This window comes from Williamsia sp. DF01-3, from assembly GCF_023051145.1.
Lineage (GTDB): Bacteria > Actinomycetota > Actinomycetes > Mycobacteriales > Mycobacteriaceae > Williamsia.
Window position 1 is genome coordinate 2,387,424 of the sequence record NZ_JALKFS010000005.1, and the last position, 21,980, is coordinate 2,409,403.

Annotated in this window: 20 protein-coding genes; 7 read left to right on the top strand and 13 right to left on the bottom strand. The window is 64.8% G+C overall.

Going from position 1 to position 21,980, the window contains the following annotated elements; genetic code table 11:
• Positions 1 to 3: 3 nt before the first annotated feature.
• The 4 genes from MVA47_RS13475 to MVA47_RS13490 form a co-directional block, all read right to left on the bottom strand.
• The gene (locus tag MVA47_RS13475) at positions 4 to 1,974 is read right to left on the bottom strand and encodes a cellulose biosynthesis cyclic di-GMP-binding regulatory protein BcsB (protein WP_247208310.1); all 1,971 of its coding nucleotides are present in this window, start codon (positions 1,972 to 1,974) and stop codon (positions 4 to 6) included.
• A 117-nt stretch (positions 1,975 to 2,091) separates the two neighbouring features.
• Positions 2,092 to 3,099 (bottom strand): TauD/TfdA family dioxygenase, encoded by a 1,008-nt coding sequence (locus tag MVA47_RS13480; RefSeq protein ID WP_247208311.1) that lies wholly within the window; start codon positions 3,097 to 3,099, stop codon positions 2,092 to 2,094.
• Between the two features lie 128 nt (positions 3,100 to 3,227).
• Positions 3,228 to 4,601, bottom strand: coding sequence for an aspartate aminotransferase family protein (locus tag MVA47_RS13485; protein WP_247208312.1), 1,374 nt, complete (start codon positions 4,599 to 4,601; stop codon positions 3,228 to 3,230).
• Complete coding sequence (locus MVA47_RS13490; protein WP_023962114.1) at positions 4,598 to 5,062, bottom strand: Lrp/AsnC family transcriptional regulator; 465 nt, start codon at positions 5,060 to 5,062, stop codon at positions 4,598 to 4,600. The genes MVA47_RS13485 and MVA47_RS13490 overlap by 4 nt, the downstream gene beginning before the upstream one ends.
• Positions 5,063 to 5,251: 189 nt before the next feature.
• On the opposite strand from MVA47_RS13490, the gene MVA47_RS13495 reads away from it, so the two are divergent.
• Complete coding sequence (locus tag MVA47_RS13495; protein ID WP_247208313.1) at positions 5,252 to 6,742, top strand: gamma-aminobutyraldehyde dehydrogenase; 1,491 nt, start codon at positions 5,252 to 5,254, stop codon at positions 6,740 to 6,742.
• Complete coding sequence (locus tag MVA47_RS13500; protein ID WP_247208314.1) at positions 6,709 to 8,166, top strand: FAD-binding oxidoreductase; 1,458 nt, start codon at positions 6,709 to 6,711, stop codon at positions 8,164 to 8,166. The genes MVA47_RS13495 and MVA47_RS13500 overlap by 34 nt, the downstream gene beginning before the upstream one ends.
• A gap of 73 nt (positions 8,167 to 8,239) precedes the next feature.
• On the opposite strand, the gene MVA47_RS13505 is transcribed toward MVA47_RS13500, so the two are convergent.
• Positions 8,240 to 9,106, bottom strand: a complete 867-nt coding sequence (locus MVA47_RS13505; protein WP_247208315.1) for a universal stress protein — start codon at positions 9,104 to 9,106, stop codon at positions 8,240 to 8,242.
• 78 nt (positions 9,107 to 9,184) lie between these two features.
• Positions 9,185 to 10,693, bottom strand: coding sequence for an APC family permease (locus MVA47_RS13510; RefSeq protein ID WP_247208316.1), 1,509 nt, complete (start codon positions 10,691 to 10,693; stop codon positions 9,185 to 9,187).
• Positions 10,694 to 10,927: 234 nt separating this feature from the next.
• Here MVA47_RS13510 and MVA47_RS13515 point away from each other — a divergent pair, with 234 nt between their 5' ends.
• Positions 10,928 to 11,845 carry a CoA ester lyase gene (locus MVA47_RS13515; RefSeq protein ID WP_062800291.1) on the top strand — a complete coding sequence of 306 codons (918 nt, stop codon included), beginning with the start codon at positions 10,928 to 10,930 and terminating at the stop codon, positions 11,843 to 11,845.
• 72 nt (positions 11,846 to 11,917) lie between these two features.
• Here MVA47_RS13515 and MVA47_RS13520 read toward each other — a convergent pair whose 3' ends face one another.
• The 4 genes from MVA47_RS13520 to sdhC all read right to left on the bottom strand — a co-directional run bounded on the left by MVA47_RS13520 (position 11,918) and on the right by sdhC (position 15,423).
• On the bottom strand, positions 11,918 to 12,649 hold the full coding sequence (locus tag MVA47_RS13520; RefSeq protein ID WP_247208317.1) for a succinate dehydrogenase iron-sulfur subunit: 732 nt from the start codon (positions 12,647 to 12,649) through the stop codon (positions 11,918 to 11,920).
• Positions 12,650 to 12,707: 58 nt separating this feature from the next.
• On the bottom strand, positions 12,708 to 14,462 hold the full coding sequence (gene sdhA / locus MVA47_RS13525) for a succinate dehydrogenase flavoprotein subunit (RefSeq protein WP_247208318.1): 1,755 nt from the start codon (positions 14,460 to 14,462) through the stop codon (positions 12,708 to 12,710).
• 88 nt (positions 14,463 to 14,550) lie between these two features.
• Positions 14,551 to 15,006 (bottom strand): succinate dehydrogenase hydrophobic membrane anchor subunit, encoded by a 456-nt coding sequence (locus MVA47_RS13530; RefSeq protein ID WP_247208319.1) that lies wholly within the window; start codon positions 15,004 to 15,006, stop codon positions 14,551 to 14,553.
• 12 nt (positions 15,007 to 15,018) lie between these two features.
• Entirely contained in the window at positions 15,019 to 15,423 is a 405-nt protein-coding gene (gene sdhC / locus MVA47_RS13535) for a succinate dehydrogenase, cytochrome b556 subunit (RefSeq protein ID WP_038254497.1), read from the bottom strand.
• Positions 15,424 to 15,646: 223 nt separating this feature from the next.
• On the opposite strand from sdhC, the gene MVA47_RS13540 reads away from it, so the two are divergent.
• From MVA47_RS13540 to MVA47_RS13550, 3 genes are read left to right on the top strand one after another with little or no spacing between them, the layout of a single operon-like run.
• A complete protein-coding gene (locus MVA47_RS13540) occupies positions 15,647 to 16,105 on the top strand; it encodes a cytidine deaminase (RefSeq protein ID WP_247208320.1) in 459 nt (152 codons plus the stop codon).
• Entirely contained in the window at positions 16,068 to 17,405 is a 1,338-nt protein-coding gene (locus tag MVA47_RS13545) for a thymidine phosphorylase (RefSeq protein ID WP_281504731.1), read from the top strand. Before MVA47_RS13540 ends, MVA47_RS13545 begins: the two co-directional genes overlap by 38 nt.
• Complete coding sequence (locus MVA47_RS13550; protein WP_247208322.1) at positions 17,402 to 18,517, top strand: adenosine deaminase; 1,116 nt, start codon at positions 17,402 to 17,404, stop codon at positions 18,515 to 18,517. The genes MVA47_RS13545 and MVA47_RS13550 overlap by 4 nt, the downstream gene beginning before the upstream one ends.
• Positions 18,518 to 18,556: 39 nt before the next feature.
• Here the strand turns inward: MVA47_RS13550 and MVA47_RS13555 are convergent, their stop codons facing one another.
• The 3 genes from MVA47_RS13555 to MVA47_RS13565 all read right to left on the bottom strand — a co-directional run bounded on the left by MVA47_RS13555 (position 18,557) and on the right by MVA47_RS13565 (position 21,302).
• Complete coding sequence (locus MVA47_RS13555; RefSeq protein WP_247208323.1) at positions 18,557 to 19,840, bottom strand: primosomal protein; 1,284 nt, start codon at positions 19,838 to 19,840, stop codon at positions 18,557 to 18,559.
• 92 nt (positions 19,841 to 19,932) lie between these two features.
• Positions 19,933 to 21,000, bottom strand: a complete 1,068-nt coding sequence (locus MVA47_RS13560) for a C40 family peptidase (protein WP_247208324.1) — start codon at positions 20,998 to 21,000, stop codon at positions 19,933 to 19,935.
• Positions 21,000 to 21,302: a type VII secretion target gene (locus MVA47_RS13565; protein WP_247208325.1), complete on the bottom strand. Its 303-nt coding sequence runs from the start codon at positions 21,300 to 21,302 to the stop codon at positions 21,000 to 21,002. The genes MVA47_RS13560 and MVA47_RS13565 overlap by 1 nt, the downstream gene beginning before the upstream one ends.
• Before the next feature lie 51 nt (positions 21,303 to 21,353).
• Here MVA47_RS13565 and upp point away from each other — a divergent pair, with 51 nt between their 5' ends.
• Positions 21,354 to 21,977 carry a uracil phosphoribosyltransferase gene (gene upp, locus MVA47_RS13570; RefSeq protein ID WP_247208326.1) on the top strand — a complete coding sequence of 208 codons (624 nt, stop codon included), beginning with the start codon at positions 21,354 to 21,356 and terminating at the stop codon, positions 21,975 to 21,977.
• Positions 21,978 to 21,980 lie beyond the last annotated feature (3 nt).

Consider the following 21,980-nt stretch of genomic DNA (forward strand, 5'->3'; position numbering starts at 1 on the left):
GGATCAGCTTCCCGGTTCGCGCCGACGACTGCGGATCACGATGATGGCGACAGCTATCGCGATGGCCACGAGAACACCCGCCCCGATCCACCGGATCAGTGAGCGGTTGTCTTCGGAGTCGGAGGTGTCCGACGTGGAGCCGATGTCGACGGTGAGCGCCACGGGGTCGCGATCCGGAACTGCCACAAGGGCATTGCCATTGAGTCGGACCCAGCGATCCCGGTCTGCGCCCAGCCATCCCAGCAACGCATCGAGCTGTCCAGGCGCACCCGTGGAGGTGGCCACCATGACCGTCCGCCCACCGTCGACCACGGTTTGCAAGGACCCGAAGTTCACCGCCGGGTCGAGGGTGAGGGTCGTCTCGTCGCCGTTTCCGTCGACCCCGGCGAAATCGATGGGGTTGTTGCCGGACTTGCTGACCGGCAGGTCGATGGTGGGATCGTCCCAGTTGTCGGCGGAGATCAGGATGGCCGGGAGCTTCGAGGTTGTCGCGGTCTCGAGCGGTACCACATTTGTTCCCAGCGGTACCGCGCTGAGTCGCTGAACACCCTCGATGATGGACACGGCACGGGCGGTGTCGGCGAAAGACCCGACTGTCAGACCGATTTGGAGTTCGGGCATCAACGCCTGCGGCACCGACTGGAATCCAGGCGGCACCGGCGGTGTGGCCGGAGTGCTCTGAACCGGGCTGTCGCCACTGACGTCGAGCGTGATGGGACTGGCCTCACCACATGCCCCGGTGTCACCGGCGGCGTCCACGGCCACGTTGAGGTCGGTGAAACGCTGGAGTAGCCGGTTGGGAATGGTGACCATCTCGTCGATGGTTCCGCTGGGTTCGGCGGCCCACCGGGTGATGACCTCATCACCGACCGAGACCACCACCTGACCGCCGTAGTTCGGCGGAAGCGGCGTGTACGACCCCTTGAGGTTGACCTTGATGTCGCCGGTCGGCCGGCCGAGGCGTGTCTGATCGAGGCCGATCGACACCTTGGGATCGGTGAGGGCGGTCGCGCTGGCGCCCGGCTCGCCGAGCTCTCGCAGCGTGGTCGCGTCGGGCGGGAGTTGCGGGCTGACGCGCAACGGTCCTGCCACTGCTTTCGAACTGACGGCCAGTCGCGACATGTCGCTGGTCAGCAGCCGCGTCTGATTAGTCAGGTCTGTGGCCGGTCCGCTGATCAGCAGCGCCGGCACTCCCACGGTCCCGAGGAGCGTCACCGCGCTGTCGGGGCGCTCGATGACGGATACGTGCCTCTCGAGCGCCGTGGATGGCGTGGGCGGCGTGGGCTGGCCTTCCGGAAGTGTCTGCATCACAACGTCGACAGGTTGCTCACCGTAATATCCGACCACGGCCGATGCCAGCGCGACGGCCGAATTGGATTCGGCCTGCGTCGGTGTTGCCGGGATCGCGATCGTCAGTCGCTGGAGAATCGGCGGCAGGAAGTCGGCGACGACGGTGGGCGCAACCTCGGTTCCGGCAAAGACCACGGACGGCGTGAGAAGCGTGAGTTGGTCGGTCTCATCGAACACGCAGAAACCCGCCGGTGGCACAACAAAACTGCGAATGGTGACGATGACCGCGTTGTCGATGACCTCGGCGCCGCGCAATCCGATCGTGACCGGCGTCCGGTCGGCTGACGGCACATCGACGGACGACAGTATCTCGCCGTCTTGGACGACGGTCAGGGTGGCGCTCTGCGCATTCGGCGGCAACTGAACCGTGGCTCGGATGTCGGTCGGCGTCAGCCCTTCGGGTACGGGAATTGTCACCGTTGTCGAAGCTTGCTGGCCGGGAAAGGCGAGATTCTCTCCTGCGCCCAGTGAATCGAGGCTCAGGGTGGGGGCCGCCGACACAATGCCGCCGTCGCCTGGTGCCGCGCCGGCGTGCGGCGCAACAAGAATGGCTGGGGCTGCTGTGAATATCGCCGTAGTGATCGCGGCGAACAGGCGAAGTAATCGAGAGTGTGCCGTTGTCATCACGGCAATACTAAGCATCAATCACTATCTGGCTCCGGATGAACGCGCTTTTTCTTTTACCGTGCCTGGATACGCCCAGGTGACGTGCGAAGACCGTTGCTTTTCGGCGCGCCAGGATTAATTTGCCGGAAGATCCGCGTACCCGCGAATACTTGCGTTGCTGGCCGGTTCCCAGCCGATCAGTGGCCGCGGCGTTTCGACAACCGAGTAATCGGAGGCGTCACCTGTGATGATCGTCGACCGATCGCGGTGCACTCCCACCGGGATGTCTCCGGCCAGGGTGACCCGGTTGACCCGACGGTATTGATCACCGAAGTCTGCGACGCCGTAATGCTGGGTGGACCGATTGTCCCAGATGGCAACATCGCCTTCATTCCAATTCCACCGGAATGTATTGTCGGGCCGTTCGATTCTGGCCTGAAAGAGTCTGAGTAGGTCTGCTGTTTCCGAGGTTTTGAACCCGGTGAATGACTGGACGAAGTGGCCGAGAGTGAGTGCGCGCTCCCCGGTCTCGGGATGAACGCGGACCACGGGGTGCTCTGTTCGGTAGATGGTCTTCCCGAACTCTGCTCGGTACTCGGGATCGGAACTGTCGCCGACCGTGAGGTGTTCGGCGTAGTCGTAGTCGTTCGAGTGCACAGCCCGCAACCGGTCGGCAAGCGCGCGCAACGGAATGGGGAGTGCAGCGTAGGCGGCGACGGTCGATGCCCACATCGTCGCGCCGCCGTAGCTCGGTCGCTGGATGGAACGCAGGACCGAGATCTTCGGGATTCGGTCGACAAATGTCACATCGGTGTGCCAGGAGTTCGCGGCCCCTTCGAGCGGCAGGAGGTCCTCACCGCGGGACAGCACCGTGGGGTGCGCCTTGGTGGGGCTGCCCAGGACGGATGCGAATGCGTACTGCGCGTCGTCGTCGAGGTGGTGCTGGCCGGTGAAGATCACGGCCTTGTGAGTGGCGATCACCGAACGGACGGCCTCGACGGTGGCCGCATCGAGGTCTGCCGACAAACGCACGCCGTCCACCCGTGCGCCGAGGTGCTCGCCGAGTTTGGTCACCGACAGGGCAGTGCGCGGGACCGCGATGGAACTGACGGTGGTGGAACGCGATTCGGCGATGGCAGTCATGTCGTCGAGTCTGTCCGAGCATGCCGCAGCGGGACAGGGTTCGGCTCAGGCTGAGTGAAAGTCGGGGCTCGGCGACCGCCGCCGAAGCCTGGTCCGGGAGGGGTCACCGGACCAGGCCTCGGCGCAGGTCAGATCTTGCTGTACGCCTCGGTCAGAACCGAACGCAGGATCTGCTCGATCTCGTCGAATTCGCCCTGTCCGCAGATCAGCGGTGGCGCGAGTTGGACAACTGGGTCGCCGCGATCGTCGGCGCGGCAGTAGAGGCCCGCGTCGAACAGTGCCGTGGAGAGGAAGCCGCGTAGGACGCGTTCGGACTCATCGGGGGTGAAGGTCTCCTTGGTCGTCTTGTCCTTGACCAATTCGATCCCGTAGAAGTAGCCCTCGCCACGTACATCCCCGACGATGGGCAGATCGTTCAGCCGTTCCAGGGTCGAGCGGAACGCCGGCGCGAGGTCCCTCACCCTGTCGTTGAGGCCTTCGCGCTCGAAGATGTCGAGGTTCGCCAACGCAACGGCGGCCGAAACAGGATGTCCGCCAAAGGTGTATCCGTGAGCGAACGAGGTCGAGTTGTCGTTGAAGGGTTCGAACAATCGATCCGAGGCGATCATCGCGCCGATCGGGGAGTAGCCCGACGTCATCCCTTTGGCGCAGGTGATCATGTCGGGGATGTAGTCGAAGTCGTTGCAGGCGAACATGGAACCGATCCGCCCGAAGGCGCAGATCACCTCATCCGACACCAGCAGAACGTCGTACTCGTCGCAGATCTCGCGGACCCGCTGGAAATAGCCGGGTGGGGGCGGAAAACAGCCGCCGGCGTTCTGTACCGGCTCCAGGAACACCGCCGCGACGGTGTCGGGGCCCTCGAACTCGATGGCTTCGGCGATCCGGTCGGCCGCCCACCTGCCGAACGCCTTCGGGTCGTCGCCGTGCTCGGTCGCGCGGTAGATGTTGGTGTTGGGCACGCGGAACGCACCGGGTGTCAAAGGCTCGAAGGCCTCTTTGAGTGCCGGGATGCCGGTGATCGCCAGCGCTCCCTGCGGTGTGCCGTGGTAGGCGATCGCCCGCGAGATCACCTTGTGCTTTCCGGGTTTGCCCTTGAGCTTGAAGTACTGCTTGGCAAGCTTCCATGCACTCTCGACGGCCTCGCCGCCGCCGGTGGTGAAGAACACCCGGTTCAGGTCGCCGGGGGCGTATCCCGCGAGGCGCTCGGCCAGTTCGATCGCTGGTGGCGTGGCGTACGACCACAAGGGGAAGAAGGCCAGTTCCTTTGCCTGCTTGGCGGCGGCGTCGGCGAGTTCGTCGCGTCCGTGCCCGGCCTGCACCACGAACAGGCCCGAGAGGCCGTCGAGGTAGCTTTGCCCGCGATCATCGAAGATCCGTGCCCCTTCGCCGCGGGTGATCACGGGAGGGATGGTCTGGTCGCCGTGCCGGGAGAAGTGTCCCCACAGGTGGCGTGCCGAGCGGGTGCCCAGGTTTGCTGTCTCGGTGTCGAGAGCGGTCATCGCGTACCCCAATTGTATTGTTGTTTAACCAATTTCAGGTAGACCAGGGTTTCGGTCCCGGTCACACCAGGCTGCGATCGGACCTTCTTGTTCAGCACGTCCAGCAGATGCTCGTCGTCCTCGCACACCACTTCGATGACGATGTCGAAGGAGCCGGCCGTGAGCACGACGTAATCGATCTCCTCGATGGTTGCCAGTGCATCAGCCAACTCGGCAGTGTCTCCGGTACAACGGATCCCGATCATCGCCTGGCGGGCGAACCCCACCTGCATGGGATCGGTGACCGCCACGATCTGCAATACCCCGGCATCGCTGAGTCGCTGAACCCGGTTGCGCACCGCAGCCTCCGACAATCCCACCGCCTTGCCCACCGAGGCATAGGAACGTCGGCCATCGGCCTGCAGCTCCTCGATGATCTGCTTGGAGATGTCGTCTAGGGCTATCGGTTGCTGATCGGTCATGGTCCCGATTCTTCTCGATGCGCATCCTGGTTCGATCTTCGCATTGCCATGGTTACGGATTTCGTAGCGGACTGCAACAACAACGGGCGAATTGGTTGTTCAAAAGGCAATACGGTCGCGGATTCCGCAATCGGTCAGTAAGGTGGCAGGCACCGCTGACCAATCGACCACGCATGTGCGAGGACCTTCATGACCAAGACATCGTCGTTTGCCGCCGGTTGGGTGGGTGGTGCCGAGCTCGTCGGCGCAGGGCCCACGCACGACGTCATCGATCCGGCCACCGGCAAGGCTGTCGCCTCTACGTCCCTCGCCTCGGCGCAGGACGTGGACACCGCGGTGGACGTCGCGCGAGATGCGCTGCGGGACTGGGCATCGGCGACACCGGCGCACCGTGGTGCGGTGCTGGCCGAGCTCGCATCCGCCATGTCGGCGGCCGGCGACGCCCTCGCGGCCGAAGAAGTCAGTCACACCGGAAAGCCCATCCGGCTCGCCACCGAGTTCGACGTGCCCGGATGTGTCGACAACACCACCTTCTTTGCGGGTCTGGCCCGCAACCTGGAAGGGAAGGCGACGGCGGAGTACTCCGGTGAGCACACCTCATCCATCCGGCGCGAACCCGTCGGTGTGGTCGGGTCCATCACGCCGTGGAACTATCCGTTGCAGATGGCGGTCTGGAAGGTCATGCCTGCGTTGGCCGCCGGATGCACCGTGGTCCTCAAGCCCGCCGAACTCACGCCGCTGACCACGTTGACGTTGGCCCGCCTGGCCTCGGAGGCCGGACTGCCAGACGGGGTGTTCAACGTGTTGACCGGTACCGGCGCGGAGGTGGGTGCCGCCATCGCCGGCCATGCCGGCGTGGACGTGGTCACCTTCACCGGATCGACCGGGGTCGGCCGTCAGGTGATGGCGCAGGCCGCAGTTCACGGCACCCGGGTGCAGTTGGAGTTGGGGGGCAAGGCCCCACTGGTGGTGTTCGATGATGCCGACCTCGAGGCGGCCGTCCATGGAGCGGTCGCTGGGGCGTTGATCAACTCCGGCCAGGACTGCACCGCCGCCACGCGAGCCATTGTGGCTCGACCCCTGTACGACGACTTCGTGGCCGGTGTGGCCGAGTTGATGTCCGCCGTGAGGATGGGTGATCCCACCGATTCGGCGACCGATATGGGCCCACTCATCTCGGCTGCCCATCGCGACAAGGTGTCGGCGATGGTGGATCGCGCCCGCGACGGTGGCATCAGGGTGGTCACCGGCGGCACCGTTCCAGAGGGCCCAGGCGCCTTCTATCCGCCGACCCTGCTCGCCGACGTACCCGAGGATGCCGAGGTGTACCGAGACGAGGTCTTCGGCCCCGTACTGACGGTCAGTGCCTTCGACGACGATGACGATGCACTTCGCCGCGCCAACGACACCGTGTACGGGTTGGCCGCATCGGCATGGACCCGTGATCTGTACCGCGCTCAGCGTGCTTCGCGTGAGATCCGCGCCGGATGCGTGTGGATCAACGATCACATCCCCATCATCAGCGAGATGCCGCACGGCGGAGTCGGTGCGTCCGGATTCGGCAAGGACATGTCCACTTACTCGCTGGACGAATACCTCACCATCAAACACGTGATGAGCGACATCACAGGAGTATCGCAAAAACCATGGCACCGAACAGTTTTCACCCTGCCGCAATAAAGGCATCCGCCTCCTGGGCGTTGTCGCCCACCGCCCGCGGAACGGCCGTGGTCGCCGAGGCGGCGCCGGCGCCCTTCTGGCTCGACCGGCCCGAACGCCCCATTGCCCGGGGGCGACTGAGCGGATCGACGGCTGCGGACCTGGTGATCGTCGGCGGCGGGTTTACCGGACTCTGGGCAGCGGTGCAGGCGGCCGAGGCAGATCCTGCGCGGTCGGTCATCCTGCTCGAGGGCGCGCGGATCGCCGAAGGAGCGTCTGGACGCAACGGCGGGTTCTGTTCGGCCAGTCTGACCCACGGCCTGGTGAACGGACTGGACCGCTACGCCGACGAGTTACCCGAGCTGCTCCGAATGGGTGTGGAGACACTCGATGAGATCGAAACAGCGATGCGGCGCCTTGGCATCGACGCCGACGCAGAGCGCAACGGTGAGCTCGACATCGCCAATTTTCAGTGGCAGGTGGACGACCTGAAAGACGTTGCGCGCCGGGGTCAACTCCTCGACCAACCGTTGCGGTTCCTCGATGCCGACGAGCTCGCCCGCCACATCTTGAGCCCGATGGCTCACGGGGCGGTCTACGACCCCGACGTGATCCTGATCGATCCCGCGCGCCTCGCCTGGGGTCTGGCCGCGGCAGCCGAACGCCTCGGTGTCCGCGTGTACGAACACAGCGAAGTCACTGAGCTCCGTTCGGTGGGTGATCGTGTGCACCTGCAGACGGGCTACGGCACGGTTGATGCCGCCAAGGTGATACTGGCGACGGCAGCATCAAAACCCCTGCGCCGCAAACTCGGTCATCTGATGGTGCCGGTGTGGGACTACGCGATCATGACCGAGCCGCTCACCGATGCGCAGTTCGCGGCCATCGGCTGGACGGGTCGTCAGGGACTTGCCGACTCGGGCAACCGTTTCCACTATTTCCGGCTCACCGCCGACAACCGCATCCTGTTCGGTGGCTGGGATGCGATCTACCACTACGGTTCGGACACCGATCCGCGGCATGCCCAGCGCCCGGCGGAATTCGCCCTGCTGGCCGAACATCTGTTGCAGGTGTTCCCGCAGCTGGAAGGGATCAAGGCCAGCCACGCCTGGGGAGGTGTGATCGACACCTGCTCGCGGTTCAGCAACTTCTGGGATGTGAGCATGGGCGGCAAGGTGGTGTCCGTCCTCGGTTTCACCGGGCTCGGTGTCGGGGCCTCACACTTCGGGGCGCGCACCGCGCTCGACCTCGTCGACGGGAAGGACACCGAGCGAACCCGGCTGAAGATGGTGCAGACAAAGCCGCTGCCCTTCCCGCCGGAGCCGCTGCGGTGGTTCGGGATCACCGTCACCCGCCATGAGTTCGCACGTGCCGACCGCAATCAGGGCCGGCGCGGCCTGTGGCTCAAGACCATGGACGCGCTGGGCCTCGGCTTCGACTCCTGACCCCGATCTTGGTGGGTTCGGGCGAGCGTTTGTGCAGGTCGGCTTCGCCCGAACCCACCAAGATCGGGTCTGGTCAGGGCGTGAAGTCCTTGGGTACGACAATGATCGGCGCATCGGTGTTCCTCAAGATGCGGGCCGACATGGAACCCAGGAACGCCCGGCGTGGGGGAGCAAGCCGTCCCGACCCGATCACCACCACATCTCCCGGTCCCCAGCGCAATTCATCGAGCGCTTCCTCGACCGTGTCGCCGTCGGCGACAAGCGATTCGATGCCTACGGCACCGCCACAACTTTCTTCGGCGAGCCTGAGGTTGGCCTTTGCCGCGGCGACGTGACGGGTGCGAACCTCGGACGAAGCGTCGTCGGTTTCGGCGTATCCGTCGTGGGAGACCAGCGACAGGAGACGGAGATTCAATCCGCCTTCCCGCGCGAGGCCGAGGGCAAATGGGAGCGGATTGTCTTTGGACTCGGCAGTGGGCACAGCCACCGTCAACGTGTCGATGGTGGGGATGTCGGCGCGACTGTATCCGCGGGGCGCCAAGGCGACCGGTACCGGTGAGGCGTGGGTCAGAGCCGACGAGATGGTTCCGAGGGTGTGTTTGCCCAGGATGCCGTCGCTCGTGCCGCCCACCACGATCATCGCTGCCTTGGTCTCGAGAGCGAACTCGATGAGACACTGGGGGAACGATTCGGCGACCGGGGTGTGCGTCTTCACATCGATGCCGTCTGGGATGTCCTCGACCACCTCGTCGAGCCACTGCTGTGCTTTCCGAACCAGCGCCTCTTGGTAGCTCGTCCGACCCGGTGAACCATCCGGCTCGGTTTCACGCACCACGCAGACGAGGTCGATCGCAGCCCCGGTGGCACGAGCGATGGCGATGGCGAGGTTCACCCCGTCATCACCGGTGTCGGTGTAGAGGTAACCCACTGTCAATCTCATGAGTGTGAACCGGCTTTCGTTACAGGCGTTGTGGTGAGGGTTGGGCGGGCACTGCGGGGTGCGGACGGCTGTCCGACCTCAGTACACATCAGGAACCTTGACTTCGGTGCGGGCATTGAGGGTCTTGCCCTTCCAGAAGTCCTTCGGCCCGAATGCGAAACACAGCAACATCAGAGGGATGCCGAGCACCAACATGCCCACACCCATGACGAACACGCCGCCGACGCCGCCGACGGAGGTGTACCCGTAGTCAATCGAGTACATGTCGATTGCGCTCTTGATGAAGGCCCACGTCATCGCAAGGGCACCGAGAAGCGGGAAGATGCCGCGGAAGAACATGTTTCGGACAGATGTGAACAGTGTCTTGCGGAAATACCAGACACAGGCATACGCGGTGATCCCGTAATAGAACGCCACCGCCAGGCCCAGGGATGCCACGGAGTCGCCGAGGGTGTTGGCGCTGACGAGTGACAGCACGAGGTAGAACGCAAGTGCGGCCCCACCCATGACGGCCGTGCCGAATGCCGGTGTCATGTAACGGGGATGGATGGTCGCAAAGCGTTTGGGGATCGCCCCGTAGACGGCCATGGAGAGCGTTCCGCGAGCGGTCGGCAGGATGGTGGACTGTGTGGACGACAGCGCGGAGACCGACACGGTGAGCAGTAACAGCGCCGAGAGAACTGCGCCGGCAACGGGATCACCGAGGATGGTCAGCACGTCATCGGCGTTCTCTTCGTTGTTCAGGCCGATACCGGTGTCGCCGAATCCGGCAAACGATTGGATGGCGTAGGCGACCAGGACGTAGGTGCAGACCAGGATGATCGTGGTGAGGACGGCAGCGCGGCCCGGTGTCTTCGCGGAGTCCTTGGTTTCCTCGCCGACGGCCAGGCAGGCGTCCCAGCCCCAGTAGATGAAGATGCAGAGGATGACGGCTTCGGCGATCGCCGACGAACTCAGGCCACTCGGCCACAGCCAGCTGAGCTCGGGATTGATTGCCTGTGGGCCGGCCTTGTCGAGGCCGACCTTGACGAGCGCGATCACGCTGGCGGTGATGAGGACACCGAATTGAACGGTGATCAGGACGTTCTGCATCCGCTCGCTGATGACGATGCCGCGGATGCTGACCCACGTCATCATCACGATCAGGGCACTGCCCAGCAGCACCTTGATCCAGATGTTCTCGGCCCAAGAATCGAGGTGGAGGAACCGAAGTAGGTAGACGCCGGCGACCTCGGCCACGTTGGCGAGCACGATGATCGCCGAGACCGCCAGGCCCCAGCCACCGATCCAGCCGACCCAGGGCCCGAACGCCTTGGTGCCCCATGTGAACGTGGTGCCGCAGTCGGGGGTGTCCTGGCCGAGCTCGCGATAGGCGAACGCGATCAGCAGCATGGGGATGAATGCGAGCACGAACATGGCCGGAGCCTTTTCGTGCACTGCTGCGACAACAAAACCGAGAGTGGCGGCGAGGCTGTACGCGGGTGCCACGGCTGACAGGCCGATGACGACGTTGCCCACCAATCCCAGTGAGCCGGCGCGCAGCCCCTTGTCTGAGACGGCGGTACCGGGTGCTTCCGAAATGGCCATGGGTATCTCCGGACGGTGAGGGGATCGAACATGCTTACCGTACGGTTTCGACAGTCAAATCGCGTCACAACAACGAAATTGTTTCCAGATCAGTAACACGACGACTGATTTAGTTGATGAACCCACCACGGGCTCGCCTATTGGCTCGTCTTGTGGACTTGATGGTGGGCAGCGACGCGCTCGCCCTTTGCCCCCGTTGATCCGACGTGGATCGATAGAGGACCATTGTGTGTTGTGAACGCTCCGAAGAATGCCACCGCCATCGACCCCGACGACATCGGTTTTCGTATCGACCCGGTGCTGGCGCGCAGCTGGCTGCTGGTGAACGGTCTGCAGTACGAGAGGTTCCAAGCTGCTGTCCAGTCACGTGCCGACATCGTCGTTCTGGACATCGAGGACGCTGTCGCCCCGAGGGACAAGGTGGCCGCCCGTGAGAACGTGGTCCGCTGGCTCGGGGACGGGAATCGTGACTGGGTACGTGTCAACGGCTTCGGTACGCAGTGGTGGGCCGACGACCTCGACGCGCTGAGCAAGGTGACGGTCGGAGGCGTGATGCTGGCCATGGTCGAGTCGGTCGACCACGTGACCGAGACCGCCAAACGACTACCGGGTGTGCCGATCGTCGCGTTGGTCGAGACTGCCCGCGGTTTGGAGCGGATCAGCGAGATCGCCTTGGCCAAGGGTACTTTCAGGCTGGCCTTCGGTATCGGCGACTTCCGGCGCGACACCGGTTTCGGTGATCAGCCCGCCACGCTGGCGTACGCCCGATCGCGCTTCACCATCGCCGCGAAAGCTGCCCACCTGCCGAGTGCGATCGATGGGCCCACGGTCGGGTCGTCGGCGCTCAAGCTGAGTGAGGCCACGGCCGTGAGCGCCGAGTTCGGGATGACGGGAAAGATCTGCCTGACGCCCGACCAGTGCGCTGCGGTCAACGAGGGTCTCTCACCCTCGCACGAGGAGATCGCCTGGGCGCTGGAGTTCTTCGCCGAGTTCGAACGTGACGGCGGCGAGATCCGCAACGGGTCCGACCTGCCACGCATTGCCCGCGGCACCAAGATCCTCGATCTCGCGCGTGCCTACGGCATCGAGTTCAGCGAAGAATACGACGACCCCGACCACATGCCCGCGCCGTCCGACACCTACCACTACTGAACCGGCCCCGGACAGCACAATGGCCGTCACCTCGAGGTGACGGCCATTGGGTGTGTCGGGAACTTGCTCAGATCAGCGGGCAAACATCAACGCGCGCTTGACTTCCTGGATCGCCTGGGTCACCTGGATGCCGCGGGGGCAGGCGTCGGTGCAGTTGAAGGTGGTGCGGCAACGCCACACACCGTCGACCTCGTTGAGGATGTCCAGCCGTTCTGCGGCACCTTCGTCGCGGCTGTCGAAGATGAAGCGGTGAGCGTTGACGATGGCTGCGGGACCGAAGTAGCTGCCCTCGCTCCAGTACACCGGGCAACTGGTGGTGCAGCATGCACACAGAATGCACTTCGTGGTGTCGTCGAACCGCGCGCGGTCGGTCTGGCTCTGGATGCGCTCACGAGTCGGCTCGTTGCCGCTGGTCATCAGGAACGGCTTGACGGCGCGGTACGCGTCGAAGAACGGCTCCATGTCGACCACGAGATCCTTCTCCACGGGCAGGCCGCGGATCGGTTCGATGGTGATGGTGATCTCTTTGGACTTGTCCTTGGGGAGCATGTCCTTCATCAGCAGCTTGCAGGCCAGCCGGTTCACACCGTTGATCCGCATGGCATCGGAGCCGCAGACTCCGTGAGCGCAGGAGCGACGGAACGTCAGGGTGCCGTCGAGGTAGCCCTTCACGTAGTGCAGCAGGTTGAGCAGGCGGTCGGTCTGCAGAGCAGGCACGCGGAAACTTTCGAAACCCTGTGCGTCCGGATCTTCCGGATTGAACCGGCGAATCTTCAGGGTCACCATGGTCGCCTCGTCGGGCACCGGGGGAGTGGGGGGCCGTCGGGAGCTTCGCCGGCGGCGACATCGGTGGTTATGGTCATCAGTACTTCCGCTCCATCGGCTCGTAACGGGTCTGGACCACTGGCTTGTAGTCCAACTCGATGTCGGAGAGAAGGGTGTCGCCCTTCTTGTAGGCCATCGTGTGCCGCATGTAGTTGGTGTCGTCGCGATCGGGGTAGTCCTCGCGGGCGTGACCGCCGCGCGATTCCTTCCGGTTCAGCGCGCCGACGACGGTGACCTCGGCCATCTCCAGGAGGAAGCCGAGCTCGATCGCCTCGAGCAGGTCGCTGTTGAAGCGCTTGCCCTTGTCGTGAACACGAATGTGGTTGTAGCGCTCTTTGAATCCGTGGATGTCGGTGAGTGCCTGCTTGAGGGTCTCCTCGGTACGGAACACCGAGGCGTTCGCGTCCATCGAGGCCTGCAGTTCGGTACGGATGTCGGCGACACGCTCGTGTCCGTGATCGGAGAGGATGGTCTCGAGCCATCCGTCGACCATCTTGGTCGGCTCCTCGGGCATCTCGTGAAAGTCCGTGTTGAGCGCGTACTCGGCCGCTGCGATCCCGGCGCGACGACCGAAGACGTTGATGTCGAGGAGTGAGTTGGTGCCGAGGCGATTTGCGCCGTGGACCGAGACGCACGCACACTCGCCGGCGGCGTACAGCCCGTGCACGACCTCGTCGTTGTTCGCCAGAACCTCGCCGTTGATCTTGGTCGGGATGCCGCCCATGACGTAGTGGCAGGTGGGGAACACGGGTACGTATTCGGTGACCGGATCGACGCCGAGGTAGGTGCGAGCGAACTCGGTGATGTCGGGCAGCTTCTCGTTGAGGACCTCCTCACCGAGGTGGGTGACGTCGATGTAGACGTAGTCCTTGTTCGGTCCGGCGCCGCGGCCTTCGAGAACCTCGAGAACCATCGAGCGGGCGACGATGTCGCGGGGAGCGAGGTCCTTGATGGTGGGGGCGTAGCGCTCCATGAACCGCTCACCGTCCACGTTGCGGAGGATGCCGCCCTCGCCGCGTACGGCCTCGGAGATCAGGATGCCCAGCCCGGCAAGACCTGTCGGGTGGAACTGATGGAACTCCATGTCCTCCAACGGCAGACCCTTGCGGAAGACGATGCCCATGCCGTCACCGGTGAGGGTGTGTGCATTGGACGTGGTCTTGTACATGCGTCCCGAGCCGCCGGTCGCGAAGACGATCGACTTGGCGTGGAAGACGTGGATCTCGCCGGTGGCCAGCTCGTAGGCGACCACACCGGTGGCAACCTTCTCGCCCTTGTCGTTCTCGGTGAGGCAGATGTCGAGCGCGTAGAACTCGTTGAAGAACTCGACGTCGTGCTTGACGCAGTTCTGGTACAGCGTCTGCAAGATCATGTGGCCGGTGCGGTCGGCCGCGTAGCAGGCCCGACGGACCGGGCTCTTGCCGTGGTCGCGGGTGTGCCCGCCGAATCGACGCTGGTCGATCTTGCCCTCGGGGGTCCGGTTGAACGGCAGGCCCATCTTCTCGAGGTCGAGGACGGCGTCGATCGCCTCCTTGGCCATGATCTCGACGGCGTCCTGGTCGGCGAGGTAGTCGCCGCCCTTGACGGTGTCGAAGGTGTGCCACTCCCAGTTGTCCTCTTCGACGTTGGCCAGAGCGGCGCACATGCCGCCCTGCGCAGCGCCGGTGTGGCTACGGGTGGGGTAGAGCTTGGTCAGCACAGCTGTTCGGGTGCGTGGACCGGCTTCGATGGCCGCGCGCATCCCGGCGCCGCCGGCGCCGACGATCACCACGTCGTAACGGTGTTCCTGCATCTATGGCTTCTCTCTCATCAGTGTCACCGGATGCGGCCGGTGGGTGCTCGCCGGAGGCATGCGGTCGTGGCCGGAAGGCGGATCGGGGTCAGCCCACGCTCGTGATGTCGAAGGTGAGCAGGGCGTACGTGCCCGTGAGCAACACCAGGATCATCGACAGCGCCAGCAGGACGTTCAGCCAGAAACGTGTCGAGTCTTTTCGCGAGTAGTCCGCGATCACCGTGCGGACACCGTTGCCGCCGTGCAGCTGGGCCAGCCACAGCATCGAGATGTCCCAGACCTGCCAGAACGGTTCTTTCCAGCGCGCCGCGACGAACGAGGCGTCGATCCGGTGAACACCGTCGTCCCAGGCCAGCATGATGAACATGTGGCCGATGGTCAGGATGATCAGCGCGAGGCCGGAGAAGCGCATGAACAGCCATGCGTTCTTCTCGAAGTTGCCGCCCTTGGGGCGGCGCGGTGAGCGCGGGTTGTCCAGACTGGCCGGCCGGTCGTGGTCGGTGCCGTATGTCTTGGCTATCCGGGGGGTTTGTGATGTGGTCATCGTCCGGCCTCCCTAGATGTGTTCCACGATGAGCTGCAGCAACCGGACCGTCGCCGCGCCGAACAGGATGACGAACAAGCCCAAGATGATCCACAGCATCTGACGCTGGTACTTGGGACCCTTCGACCAGAAGTCGATCAGGATGATGCGAACGCCGTTGAGAGCGTGGTAAAGCACACACGCCACGAGGCCGATTTCCATCAAGCCGACGATCGGGTTCTTGTACGTCTCGATGATCTCGGAGTACTTGTCGGGGTCGATCCGGATCACTGCCGTATCGAGCACGTGCACAAAGAGGAAAAAGAAGATCGAGACACCGGTGATCCGGTGCAGTACCCAGGACCACATGCCTGGGTCACCCCGATACAGGGAACGTTTGCGCACCGGGGCGGGCGCGGTCTCTGTAGGAATGCTCATCGAGAAATTGGCCTCCAACATCGTTGATGGACGCGTCGAGCGCGGTTCCGGCAGCTCGATCGTGGACCCACAAAACAAACCTTAAACCTAAGCTGAACGAGGGTGGAATCCTCCCCGAGTCGACAAGAGCCCCAAGGCATCTCGAATTAGGGTTGCCTTACCATTCTTCACATGTCAGGCGCGGATACGCCCGCGCTGTCCGCCGCGAGCGAAAGGCTGCCAAATGTCGGCCAATATTGATTGGAATCTGTTGCGAGACAAGGCCTTAGGGGTGATGACGAATGCCTACGCCCCCTACTCGCGGTACCCGGTGGGCGCTGCCGCCCTAGTCGACGACGGGCGAATTGTTACCGGTTGCAATGTGGAAAATGTCTCATATGGTTTAGGGCTCTGCGCCGAGTGCACGCTGGCCGGAAACCTCCACGTTTCCGGTGGTGGGCGCCTCGTGGCGCTCAGTTGCACCGACAGCCGGGGCAAGATCCTGATGCCCTGTGGACGCTGCCGCCAAGTGTTGCTCGAGCACGGCGGGGCCACGATGCTGATCGATCACCGCGATGGGCCCAAGCCGCTGGGCGTTCTGCTGCCGGACTCGTTCGGGCCCGCCGATCTCGAGGCCGGCCGAGTGGTCGAGGGGCGAGTGGCCGATGGGGCTGACGGGAACAAGGAGATCGGTGGTGTCTGAGATCCACGACGCGGTCACGGTGATCGCCACCAAACGAGACGGTCACGCGTTGAGCGACGGACAGATCGACTGGGTCATCGATGCGTTCACCCACGGCACGGTGCACGCGGAACAGATGTCGGCGCTCGCGATGGCGATCCTGTTGCGCGGCATGAACCGCCGTGAGATCGCCCGGTGGACGGCGGCGATGATGAACTCCGGAGAACGGATGGACTTCACCCATCTCCGGCGCAACGGCAAGCAGCTGAGGACCGTCGACAAGCACTCGACAGGTGGGGTGGGGGACAAGATCACGTTGCCGCTGGCGCCGCTCGTCGCGTCCTTCGGCGTCGCGGTGCCACAACTGTCCGGCCGCGGACTGGGGCACACCGGTGGCACGTTGGACAAGCTCGAGGCCATCGCCGGCTGGCGGGCGGACCTGACGAACGACGAGATCGTCGCGCAGCTCGAGTCCGTCGGCGCCGTGATCTGCGCCGCGGGTGCAAGTCTGGCTCCCGCCGACAAGAAGCTCTATGCGCTGCGCGACGTCACGGGGACGGTCGAATCGATTCCGCTGATCGCGAGTTCGATCATGAGCAAGAAGATCGCGGAGGGAACCGGCGCGCTGGTACTGGACGTCAAGGTCGGCTCCGGTGCCTTCATGAAGTCCGAGGCCGATGCGCGCGAGCTGGCCGAGATCATGGTGGAGCTGGGTAACCAAGCAGGTGTGCGCACCTCGGCTCTGTTGACCTCGATGTCGGAGCCTTTGGGGCTGACGGCAGGGAACGCGCTGGAGGTCACCGAATCCGTTGACGTACTTGCCGGTGGTGGACCGCCCGACGTCGTCGAACTCACCGTGGCGTTGGCGGCCGCCATGCTCGACGCCGCGGGGATCACCGGGGTGGACCCGGCGGACAACCTGTCGAACGGCAAGGCGATGGACGTCTGGGACGCGATGATCCGGGCCCAGGGTGGCGACCCCCGCGCGCCGCTGCCCGTGGCCGCCGAGTCCGAGGTCATCCGCGCGCAGACCGCCGGGGTGGTCGAAACAATCGATGCCATGGCTGTCGGCGTGGCCGCATGGCGACTGGGTGCGGGCCGGGAACGGCAGGGCGAAGCAGTCCAGGCGGAGGCCGGGGTGAAGCTCCATGTGAGTGCCGGCGACCGGGTGGCCGTGGGCGACCCGCTGTTCACCATGTACACCGGAACGCCGCAACGTTTTGCTGCCGGGTCGGCGGCACTGGCAGGGGCCGCCGTGATCGGTTCGACAGCGCCGCAAGCCCGGTCGCGGGTGATCGATCGGGTTACCGTCGACACATGACTCCCGCGCCGCTGGACTTGCCGACGATCTCCCTCGCGCCGAAGGTGCTCCTGCACGACCATCTCGACGGCGGACTGCGCCCGGGAACCGTGCTGGAGTTGGCCCACGATGTGGGGTACAAGGACCTGCCTGCCGAGGACGTCCCCGGCCTGGCCTCGTGGTTCCGCGACGCCGCCGACAGCGGATCCTTGGTGCGGTACCTCGAGACGTTCACACACACCGTCGCGGTGATGCAGACGGTCGCGGCTCTCGAGCGGGTGGCCCGTGAATGCGCCGAAGACCTCGCCGACGATGGGGTGGTGTACGCGGAGGTTCGCTTCGCCCCCGAACAGCATCTGGAAGCCGGCCTGACCCTCGACGAGGTTGTCGAGGCCGTGCTGCGAGGATTCGCCGACGGCACCGCACACGCGGCAGACCGGGGCCGGAAGATCCAGGTGCGCACACTGGTGACCGCGATGCGGCACGCCGCCCGGTCGAGGGAGATCGCCGAATTGGCAGTGCGATTCCGCCACCGCGGCGTCGCGGGCTTCGACATTGCGGGCGCCGAGGCCGGCTATCCGCCGAGCAGGCATCTCGATGCGTTCGAGTACATGCGGGCGAACAACGCGCCCTTCACCATTCATGCGGGCGAAGCATTCGGACTACCGTCGATCCACGAGGCGATCAGCTTCTGCGGTGCCGACCGCCTCGGACATGGGGTCCGGGTGATCGAGGACATCGTTCTGCCGCCCGGCACCGATCTTGCGGCAGGTGCATTCCCCGACGCCCAACTGGGCGATGTGGCGAATTACGTGCGCGACAAGCGGATTCCGCTTGAGTTGTGTCCGAGCAGCAACGTCCAGACCGGTGCCGTCGAGAGTCTGGTGACCCATCCGTTCAACGTGCTGGCCCGACTGCGGTTCCGCGTGACGGTGAACACCGACAACCGGCTGATGAGTGACACCACCATGAGCCGGGAGTGCAAAGTCCTCGTCGACCAGTTCGACTACGGCTGGGCCGACCTCGAACGGTTCACGGTGAACGCGATGAAGTCGGCGTTCATCCACTTCGACGAACGACTTGCCATCATCGACGACGTCATCAAGCCGGGGTACGCCGTCCTCATCGGCTGAACGCCGTCAGCCGCGCTCCTACCGGCGTCGACGGTGGCTTTATCCGCGCTTCTTGTCGAGCCGGGTCTCGAACTCGTGCTCCAGCGCCCGCCACGCCTCTGACTCGTTGTCGAAGGGCGGGCTCGGGGCCAAGCGCTTCGGGTCGGGGTTGAGCGCGTAGTTGACGAACCAGCCCAGCGGCGTCGTCGAACCCAGCGCTTCTGCGACGGAATCGTCGTCGGCGAAATCGGCTGCGTCGGTGAACAGCTCGACTGCCAACTCCAGCTGGCGACGGTCGATGCGGCGGGGACCGTCCGCGATGTCCTCGGTGAGGCCCGGCAGCACGTAGACGTTGTCCTCGTACACCTCGATCTCCAGCGAACCGTCGGTTGCGGCGACCTGGATCTCCTCGAAGGTGCTGACCACGGAGAGGTCGTGTTCGTTGTCGTCGGCGAGGAACCGCTCCAGTGCCCGGTGCGAGGGGAAGGCGAAGATCTTGCCGCGTGCCCCCAAGAAGACGGGGTCGTCGTCGAGATAACAACGCAGCGTGAAGAACTCGCCGTCGGCGGTGATGATCTGGATGGGGTCGATGCCGACCGACGCCCAGAAATCGTCCTCGTCGATCTCGTCGTCGTCATCATCGTCATCGTCGAGGTCATCGTCGTCGTCATCGGAATCCGTGTCGTCCGGTTCTCCGTCGACCAACTCGATGTCTTCGTCGGGCTCGTCTTCGTCTTCGGCACTGGCGGCGGCGAGGAGCTCTGCCTCGGCCACCGACACCAGGTCAGCGTCGACCTCGGGGCTGGTGATCACCTCGTCGATGGCATCGACCACGTCGTCCCAGCGTTTGTCGATGAGTGTTCCGATGCGCCCCCACAGTTCTTCACCGTCACGGCCCTGGAAGTTGCGGGTGCCGGTGGTGACGGCACCGAGGATGGGGTTGCCGTTGAAGAACTTGGTGATCGGGGTCAGTTCGCAGACCTCGCCGATGATCCGAACGATCTCGAGTACGTCCTCGAGTTTGGCGATGACCTCGGGTGTGGGGTCTTCAGAGGCGAGCTCGGGAACGGCGATCAGGTCAAAGGACTTGTCCCCGGCCGGTTCGAGTTCGTCGGCCTTGAGTCCGACAACGGTGTTCCACGCAGGGTGTTCCACCAGATCGTTGTCGTCGCCCGAACGGATGAAGGCCACCAGTTCTGCCACGGACGCGAAGCCGTACAGATCCTCGTCGAGACCGAGGAATGCCTCCCACTCATCGTCACCCTCACGCCAGCGTGGGGCCCACAGGGTGAACGCGTTGCCCTCGGTGATTCCGAGTTCGATTGGGACGATGTCTCCGGCCATGGCCACAGAGCCTAGTCACCGATCCTGAACGTCGGCTACATCGGGCATGGCCGGATCGTGACGGTGCCGGATCGCCGGTGGTGTCGCTCGAGTCATCGCGGTCGATAGAACCCTTCGAAGGTCTGACCCATGTTGGTCGTACGCAGCGGGGACACGCTGACCGGGTCACCGGCTTCCACCAGCTGGCCATTGCCCACGTACATGGCGACGTGTCCCGACCACACGGCGAGATCACCCGGCTGGAGATCGGACTGTGCGATCGCGACCCCGGCTGTGTCCTGTTCCTGGGCAAGCCTGGGCAATTCGACTCCGGCCTCCCGGTAGGCCCATTGGGTCAAACCGCTGCAGTCCAGACCCTGCCCGGGCGTGGTGCCGCCCCAGACATAGGGCACGCCCTGCTGGCTCAGTGCTGCCCGTACCGCTGTTGCGGCTCGTTCGTTCGGTGCGTAGGCCACCGACCCGTCGGGCAAGGTGATGGCGACGCCGGTGCCACCGGGGTCGGTCGCCGACAATCCGGCCGGCAGCGTCTGAGCTCCTCCGGCCGCGTCTGGAGATGTGACTGGGGCAGCAGCCTGCACCGGCCCGAACGCTGCGTCGGTGAGATTTCCGAGTTCGTCGCCGACTCGCGCCAATTGGGTGCCGACCATCGCTGAGCCTGCTGGGGTACGGCCGATGGCCATCAGACGGTGAGTGTCGTCGGCCAATGCGGCTTGGGTCTTCTCGAGCACGGCGATGCCGCGTTGGACGTGTGTCATCGCGACCGGAATGACCGCAGCCACACCGGCGGGGGTGAAGAGCGACGGTCCCATGGCCGAGGCGATGGTGACAAACGAATCGAGGATCGACTGGAGTTCGACGGAGGCCAGGCGCACCTTGTCGGCTGCCGACTCGATCACCTCGGCGATGTCGGCGCTGTTGTCGCAATGGTGAGCGGTGTCCCGGACCGCCTGGTCGAGTGTGGCGAGAGCCTGGGAGCCGCCGGCACCGGACCACTGTGGTGCCAGCTCGCTGTTCAATCGATGCTGCGTGGCCCTGGCGTCGTCGAGAACCGCTGCGGTGGAACGAAGTTGCGCCGCAGGAGCGCCCGCGGGCAGGACGCCGGTTCCCATCGCCGTGATCAGGGCGTTCAGCGGGGCGAGCAGGAGCTCGATGGGGATCATCAGATCGCCACGATCTGCGCCGCGTTGTTGTCGTCGGTGTCGGCGTAGGCGATCTGCGCGCCGCGCAGGCCATCACCGAGTGTCCGGACCCTCGCCGCGAGCTGTTCGATCTCGCGGCAGTGCCGGTCGGTGACCATCGCGGCCGCGGCCCCGAACTCGGCTCCGATGATGCCGAACACCGGAGCGAGCAGTGCTGCGTCGGCGCGGCCTGCCAAGGCATGTGTGGCAATGTCCTCGCCGACGGCGCGGGTGCCGAGGGAGGCGGTTCGGAGGGCGGCGGGATCAACGGAGACCTGACTCATGGGCATTCGACGCGATCGCCGGGCGTGACGGTTCCCTCGTATGGTTGGTCAATGCAGATCCGAGCTGTTGATCATCCATTGGCCGCCGCAAGGCTGACCACGTTGCGCGACGAGCGCACCGACAACGCCGCCTTTCGTGGCGCGCTTGCCGACCTCACCCAGATGCTGATCTACGAGGCGCTCGTCGGAGCGCCGGTCGCGGAGGTGCCGGTCACGACGCCCGTGACCACCACCACGGGGGTGCGCCTCGCAGCTCCGCCACTGTTGGTTCCCGTTCTGCGTGCCGGCCTCGGGATGGTGGAACAGGCGCACGCGATGGTGCCGGAAGCGAACGTGGGATTCGTCGGGATCGCCCGCAACGAAGAGACGCACCAGCCGGTTCCGTACCTCGAGTCGCTGCCGGACGATCTGACCGGCCAACCTGTCTTCGTGCTCGACCCGATGCTTGCCACCGGTGGGTCGATGCTGCACACGATCGAACTGCTGGTGCAGCGCAAGGCCACCGACATCACTGCGGTGTGCGTCGTCGCCGCGCCGGAAGGTGTTGAGGCGCTGGAGAAATCGGGGTACCCGGTGCGCCTGGTCACCGCGGCCGTCGACGACGGGCTCAACGCCGCCGCATACATCACACCCGGGCTCGGCGACGCCGGGGACCGCCAGTTCGGGCCCCGCTGACGG

Excerpts from the sequence above, each read along its gene's own strand:
- MVA47_RS13475 (WP_247208310.1), bottom strand. The coding sequence starts at position 1,974 with ATGACAACGGCACACTCTCGATTACTTCGCCTGTTCGCCGCGATCACT.
- MVA47_RS13480 (WP_247208311.1), bottom strand. The coding sequence starts at position 3,099 with ATGACTGCCATCGCCGAATCGCGTTCCACCACCGTCAGTTCCATCGCG.
- MVA47_RS13485 (WP_247208312.1), bottom strand. The coding sequence starts at position 4,601 with ATGACCGCTCTCGACACCGAGACAGCAAACCTGGGCACCCGCTCGGCA.
- MVA47_RS13490 (WP_023962114.1), bottom strand. The coding sequence starts at position 5,062 with ATGACCGATCAGCAACCGATAGCCCTAGACGACATCTCCAAGCAGATC.
- MVA47_RS13495 (WP_247208313.1), top strand. The coding sequence starts at position 5,252 with ATGACCAAGACATCGTCGTTTGCCGCCGGTTGGGTGGGTGGTGCCGAG.
- MVA47_RS13500 (WP_247208314.1), top strand. The coding sequence starts at position 6,709 with ATGGCACCGAACAGTTTTCACCCTGCCGCAATAAAGGCATCCGCCTCC.
- MVA47_RS13505 (WP_247208315.1), bottom strand. The coding sequence starts at position 9,106 with ATGAGATTGACAGTGGGTTACCTCTACACCGACACCGGTGATGACGGG.
- MVA47_RS13510 (WP_247208316.1), bottom strand. The coding sequence starts at position 10,693 with ATGGCCATTTCGGAAGCACCCGGTACCGCCGTCTCAGACAAGGGGCTG.
- sdhA (WP_247208318.1), bottom strand. The coding sequence starts at position 14,462 with ATGCAGGAACACCGTTACGACGTGGTGATCGTCGGCGCCGGCGGCGCC.
- MVA47_RS13530 (WP_247208319.1), bottom strand. The coding sequence starts at position 15,006 with ATGACCACATCACAAACCCCCCGGATAGCCAAGACATACGGCACCGAC.
- sdhC (WP_038254497.1), bottom strand. The coding sequence starts at position 15,423 with ATGAGCATTCCTACAGAGACCGCGCCCGCCCCGGTGCGCAAACGTTCC.
- MVA47_RS13540 (WP_247208320.1), top strand. The coding sequence starts at position 15,647 with ATGTCGGCCAATATTGATTGGAATCTGTTGCGAGACAAGGCCTTAGGG.
- MVA47_RS13545 (WP_281504731.1), top strand. The coding sequence starts at position 16,068 with ATGGGGCTGACGGGAACAAGGAGATCGGTGGTGTCTGAGATCCACGAC.
- MVA47_RS13550 (WP_247208322.1), top strand. The coding sequence starts at position 17,402 with ATGACTCCCGCGCCGCTGGACTTGCCGACGATCTCCCTCGCGCCGAAG.
- MVA47_RS13555 (WP_247208323.1), bottom strand. The coding sequence starts at position 19,840 with ATGGCCGGAGACATCGTCCCAATCGAACTCGGAATCACCGAGGGCAAC.
- MVA47_RS13560 (WP_247208324.1), bottom strand. The coding sequence starts at position 21,000 with ATGATCCCCATCGAGCTCCTGCTCGCCCCGCTGAACGCCCTGATCACG.
- MVA47_RS13565 (WP_247208325.1), bottom strand. The coding sequence starts at position 21,302 with ATGAGTCAGGTCTCCGTTGATCCCGCCGCCCTCCGAACCGCCTCCCTC.
- upp (WP_247208326.1), top strand. The coding sequence starts at position 21,354 with ATGCAGATCCGAGCTGTTGATCATCCATTGGCCGCCGCAAGGCTGACC.